The organism is Cronbergia sp. UHCC 0137, assembly GCF_034932285.1.
GTDB lineage: Bacteria > Cyanobacteriota > Cyanobacteriia > Cyanobacteriales > Nostocaceae > Cronbergia.
Map to the genome: position 1 here is coordinate 84772 of NZ_JAYGHC010000009.1, position 5418 is coordinate 90189.

6 protein-coding genes are annotated in these 5418 nt (G+C 36.5%); all 6 read left to right on the top strand.

Annotated elements, in window-relative coordinates:
* Positions 1–79: 79 nt before the first annotated feature.
* Positions 80–1261 (top strand): glycosyltransferase family 4 protein, encoded by a 1182-nt coding sequence (locus VB711_RS06450; RefSeq protein WP_323284970.1) that lies wholly within the window; start codon positions 80–82, stop codon positions 1259–1261.
* A gap of 212 nt (positions 1262–1473) precedes the next feature.
* Positions 1474–2520 (top strand): cyanophycinase, encoded by a 1047-nt coding sequence (locus VB711_RS06455; protein WP_323284971.1) that lies wholly within the window; start codon positions 1474–1476, stop codon positions 2518–2520.
* Between the two features lie 228 nt (positions 2521–2748).
* Positions 2749–4119: a protein kinase domain-containing protein gene (locus VB711_RS06460; RefSeq protein ID WP_323284972.1), complete on the top strand. Its 1371-nt coding sequence runs from the start codon at positions 2749–2751 to the stop codon at positions 4117–4119.
* A gap of 117 nt (positions 4120–4236) precedes the next feature.
* Positions 4237–4392, top strand: coding sequence for a hypothetical protein (locus tag VB711_RS06465; protein WP_323284973.1), 156 nt, complete (start codon positions 4237–4239; stop codon positions 4390–4392).
* Between the two features lie 2 nt (positions 4393–4394).
* Entirely contained in the window at positions 4395–4685 is a 291-nt protein-coding gene (locus VB711_RS06470) for a nucleotidyltransferase family protein (RefSeq protein WP_323284974.1), read from the top strand.
* Positions 4675–5025: a DUF86 domain-containing protein gene (locus VB711_RS06475; RefSeq protein WP_323284975.1), complete on the top strand. Its 351-nt coding sequence runs from the start codon at positions 4675–4677 to the stop codon at positions 5023–5025. The genes VB711_RS06470 and VB711_RS06475 overlap by 11 nt, the downstream gene beginning before the upstream one ends.
* Positions 5026–5418: the final 393 nt, after the last annotated feature.

Sequence of the window (5418 nt, forward strand, 5' to 3'; positions counted from 1 at the left end):
CCCCTGCCCCCTACCCCCTGCCCCCTGCCCCTATTCCCTCTTCCCTGCTATATTGATAAATCATCGGGGAGTCAAGCAAATGAAAATACTGGTATTGAGTTGGGAATTTCCCCCCAGGATAGTTGGAGGGATTGCGCGTCATGTAGCAGAGTTATACCCGGAACTGGTGAAGCTGGGACATGAAATCCACTTGATTACAGTTGAATTTGCCCAGTCGTTGCTGTACGAAGTGGTTGAGGGAATCCATGTTCATCGTATACCTGTGGCTCCGAGTAGTGATTTTTTCCACTGGGTAGCTAATTTGAACGATAGTATGGGATATCACGGTGGTAAGCTAATTGAGTCGGAAGGGTCGTTTGATCTGATTCATGCTCATGATTGGTTGGTTGGGGATGCAGCGATCGCTCTCAAACACATTTTTAATATTCCGCTAATTGCTACGATTCACGCCACAGAATACGGTCGTTATAATGGGATTCACAACGATACGCAACGTTATATTAGTGACAAAGAAACCAAACTGGCTGAAAACGCCTGGAGAATCATCGTTTGTAGCGAATATATGCGCGGTGAAGTAGTTAGGGCTTTACATAGTCCAGGAAACAAAATCGACGTTATTTATAACGGTATCCGTCCAGAAAAGAAAAAGCACCACGAAGATTTTCATGCTCAAGATTTCCGTCGCCAATTTGCCGCAGATCATGAAAAAATAGTTTATTATCTTGGTCGCATGACCTATGAAAAGGGTATAAGTGTGTTACTTAATGCTGCACCCAAGGTACTTTGGGAAATGGGCGGCCATGTTAAAATTGTCATTGTTGGCGGTGGCAATACTGACTACCTCAAGCGTCAAGCACGGGATTTAGGAATTTGGGATAAATGTTATTTTACTGGTTTTCTCTCTGATAAATATTTAGATAAGTTTCAAACTATTGCCGATTGTGCAGTTTTTCCTAGTCTTTACGAACCTTTTGGCATTGTGGCTTTAGAAAGTTTTGCCTCTAAAGTTCCAGTTGTCGTTTCTAACACTGGTGGTTTGCCAGAAGTAGTACAACATACCAAAACAGGCATCGTTACCTTAGCTAATAACCCCGATTCCTTAGCCTGGGGAATTTTGGAAGTTTTGAAAAATCCAGGTTATGGAAAATGGTTGATAGATAACGCTTACCAAGATTTAGAACGACGGTTTCAATGGTCAAAGTTAGCCCAGCGTACAGAAGCCGTATATGAAAGGGTTCTGAAAGAACAATACCTGCAATAAGCCGGCAAAATGAGACAGAATGAATTACACAACTGGTTTTTCTGTTCCCTCCCCCAATAAATAAAACTGAGGCGATCGCAGACTAAACTAGAGAATGAAAGATTACTCTAGGTTTATCGGCATTAAAAACAGTACAACCAGTGTACGCTGGGAATTTAACCCTTTTTAATGAGAGAGTTAATAATAACTGCTGTTTGCTCCAAAATATTAGTATGACTAAGGCATTCCCAAATATAGCCAGACGTTTGCAGAATGCAGGAACTAGATTGCTAAAGATGATTAATCGCATCATAGATCGTCTCACAGCAAACTTAAAGCGTTACTTTCGGGGCATTACTGCGGATGTTCGTTCTCCCTTATCTACCCCCGTTTACAGCCCCCGACGTTTAGCCGGACCCGCGCATAACTTAGGAGGAGGTGGACCAGATGTAGAAGAAGCTATCCAATGGATGATCAACCAAGTCAGGGGAAATAGTAACTACGATAACAAAGTCAACGTTTTAGTCATTCGTGGTGCTGGGGATGACAATTACAATCAGCTAATTTATGGGATGAAAGGAGTAAAATATGTAGAAACCCTAGTTATTAGCAACAGAGAACAAGCCAACAGAACAGACGTTTTTGATCGAGTCAGAAACGCTGATGTAATTTTCTTTGCTGGCGGTGATCAATGTCAATATATCCGCACCTGGAAAAACACTAAATTAGAGGTTGCCATCAAATCAGTTTACGATAAAGGTGGCGCTGTTGGTGGCACGAGCGCCGGGGCAATGATTCAAAGTGACTATATCTACGATTCCTGTGCTTGTATCGACAGTATAGAAGGTAGAGAAGCGCTAGAAGACCCCTACAAAAATATTACTTTTACCTATAACTTTTTCCAATGGAAAACTTTGCGGAACACGATCATCGACACACACTTTGATAGACGACAAAGAATGGGTCGAATCATGGTTTTTATTGCCCGTCAAATTCAAGATGGTGTTTCTAAAAGTGTTTTAGGTATAGCAGTTAGTGAAGAGACATCTATTGTTGTTGATAAATATGGTTTAGCAAAAGTTATGGGCAGGGGTGCAGTGTATTTTGTTCTCGGAGATCATCCACCAGTAGTTTGTCAACCAGGAAGTCCTCTCACTTATCACGACTACAAAATTTGGAGAGTTACCAGAGGTGATACTTTTAATTTAGTCAATTTACCCACTAAAGGATATTATCTCAGAAGTGTGAAACGGGGAAGATTGGATTCTGATCTTTATTGATTGACAGTCCCCAATTTCCAGAATTACTGTGTACACTTTAAATCCTACTTTCACAGATGGAAACTCACTCTGGGTAAGGTTGGTGTACACGTAAACTTACAGGGTGGAGTTTTATCGCTGTATCACAACAGTTTGAACCCAGATTTTACATTGATACTTAAATGTACCTAAAAGCCAAATTTGTGCCACAATGAACCTTAAATGAGGTTGAGTTTTGGTATAAAAGGTATGACGATAGGTATGAAAATAGATGGACGTTACGAAATTACCAAAAACTTTGGAGGGGGAGGGTTTGGGACTACCTTTTTAGCTGAAGATACCAAACGACCAGGGAACCCCAAATGTATTATCAAGCAGTTTACACCACCTAGTACAGATCCAGAAACCTTAGCAAAACTTAAAGATTTATTCTATCAAGAAGCAGTAATGCTAGAAACTCTAGGAGAACATAAACAAATTCCCAAACTTTTAGCCAAGATAGAAGAAAATAAAGAGGATTACATAGTTCAAGAATATATCGAAGGTCATGATTTAAGTGATGAGTTGCTATTAGGTCAAAAGAAAAGTGAATCTGAGGTTATTCAACTCCTTATAGAAATTTTAGAAGTATTAGAATTTGTCCATCAACACAAAGTTATTCATCGGGATATTAAACCAACTAATATTCGTCGTCGTACTTCAGACAATAAAATTGTTTTGATTGATTTTGGTGCGGTTAAACAAGTTAGTACACAAGTAGTTAATGGTCAGTTACAATTTACTTTGATTATTCGTACTCCTGGTTATGCACCAAGTGAACAAAAGGACGGTAATCCACAATTTAGTAGTGATGTTTATGCAGTGGGAATAATTGCTATTGAAGCATTGACAGGGCTATCACCTCTTAACTTAAAAAAAGATGTGAACACAGAAATTATTTGGCGTAAAGATGCAAATGTTAGCCCAAAACTAGCGGCTGTTTTAGATAAAATGGTGCGTCATAATTATCGTCACCGTTACTCTACAGCAAAGGAAGCATTGCAAGCAGTCAGAAATTTATCACCAAAGCCGATAGATTGGAAGTTGCTGCTAGGATTAGGAATGGGAGCGTTTACTATTTTAATACTTTTGTTGATTCCGAAAAAAGATGAAGTTAATAAATTTAATATATATAAAAATTCTAATTATAACATTACGATAGAATATCCCAAAACTTGGGAAAGACAAGATTTACAAAATCCAATTACTGACGAAGTTGTTACTTTTATATCTCCTAAACAAAGTGATGGAGATAGGTTTCAAGAAAAGGTGACTATCAGAGTTGATAGTTTTTCTGGTGGATTAAATGATTTAGAACAGTCAAGTATTCAGGAGATTAAGAATACTTCACCAGGAGCGAAGATTATTGATAATAATACAACTACTCTGGCAAATAAGGAAGCTAGACAATTGATTTTTACTGGTAAAAGTGGAAAAGATAGTTTCAAGAATCTGCAAATTATGACTTTAAAAGGTGATCAGGCTTATACTATTACTTATACAGCGAAAGTAGATGACTATGATGAGTTTGTGGAAACTGCAAAAACGATAATTAAATCATTGGAAATTAAGGAAAATTGATTTCCTAGAGGTTTAGCCAAGTGAGGAGGAATACTAAAACCTTGGTGTACAATGGAAAATATATTACAACTTTACAATGTTGGAACGATCAAATCTTTCATAATCTTATAAAATAAGATGAACAAAACAACCCCTGATCCCGCAGAAACAATTGGTGATGTTACTATTATCAGAGATTTTTTACCACCACCAGAGCAGTTAATACCAAAGAAAAAAACTGTATTGATGACAATGGAATTTACTCAAGACAGTATGTTGTATTCAGAGGAATAATCATGAATAAGGAATTTTTAATTAACTTTCTTCATGAAAATTTAACTACTATCAAAAGTTATGGTGTGATATCCATGGCTTTGTTTGGCTCTTTTGCCAGAGATGAAGCTAAAACTACGAGCGATCTTGATTTATTAGTAGAATTTCAAGGAAAAGTTACCTTTGATCAATATATGGATTTAAAGTTTTTCTTAGAAGATAGCTTGGGTTTATCTGTGGATTTAGTTACCAAAAAAATGTTAAAACCTCAAGTTATTAATTCTGTAGAAAAGGATGCTATCTATGTCTCGTAGCTTAAAACTGTATTGTGATGACATTCTAATTAGTTGCGATAAAATTTTACGCTATACACAAGGGCTAGATTTCGAGAGTTTTATTACTGATGAATTAAAATTTGATGCTGTAGTTAGAAACTTACAAGTTATTGGTGAAGCTGTTAAGAAAATACCTATAGAAATTACAAATAAATATCCGATGATTCAGTGGCGTAAAATAGCAGGATTAAGAGATATTTTAGTTCATGCTTATTTTTCTTTGGAAAATGAAATTATTTGGGATGTTATTCAAACTAAAATTGTTTCTCTGAAATCAGTAATTGAAATCATTCTTAATGAAGAAATTAACTATTGTTGAAATTTTCTAATGTAATCAGCGATCGCTAGAATATTCAATATTTAAGGAGTAAAAACCCAAAGAAGATTGTCTGAATCAGGATATCCAGGATTTGAGGATTTTCAGGATGAAAATAATATTCTCTTCGTGTGTACCTGTGTGTTATGTTTCGCGCAAAGTGGCAAAGGAGCAAAGACGCAAAGAATAAAGTAACTGCGAGAATAATAGAACATTATCAAAATCTCATCATTCAATTACATTAAACATCCTGTTAATCCTTTAATCCTGGACATCCTGATTCAGACAAAATATTATTCTTGTAATTTTCTAATTATATTCAAAGCATCTTGATAATCTTTATTTTTACTTTGTTGTTGAAATAAGTTTGCTGCTTGCTGGAAATCAATGATCGCA

Excerpts from the sequence above, each read along its gene's own strand:
- VB711_RS06450 (WP_323284970.1), top strand. The coding sequence starts at position 80 with ATGAAAATACTGGTATTGAGTTGGGAATTTCCCCCCAGGATAGTTGGA.
- VB711_RS06455 (WP_323284971.1), top strand. The coding sequence starts at position 1,474 with ATGACTAAGGCATTCCCAAATATAGCCAGACGTTTGCAGAATGCAGGA.
- VB711_RS06460 (WP_323284972.1), top strand. The coding sequence starts at position 2,749 with ATGACGATAGGTATGAAAATAGATGGACGTTACGAAATTACCAAAAAC.
- VB711_RS06465 (WP_323284973.1), top strand. The coding sequence starts at position 4,237 with ATGAACAAAACAACCCCTGATCCCGCAGAAACAATTGGTGATGTTACT.
- VB711_RS06470 (WP_323284974.1), top strand. The coding sequence starts at position 4,395 with ATGAATAAGGAATTTTTAATTAACTTTCTTCATGAAAATTTAACTACT.
- VB711_RS06475 (WP_323284975.1), top strand. The coding sequence starts at position 4,675 with ATGTCTCGTAGCTTAAAACTGTATTGTGATGACATTCTAATTAGTTGC.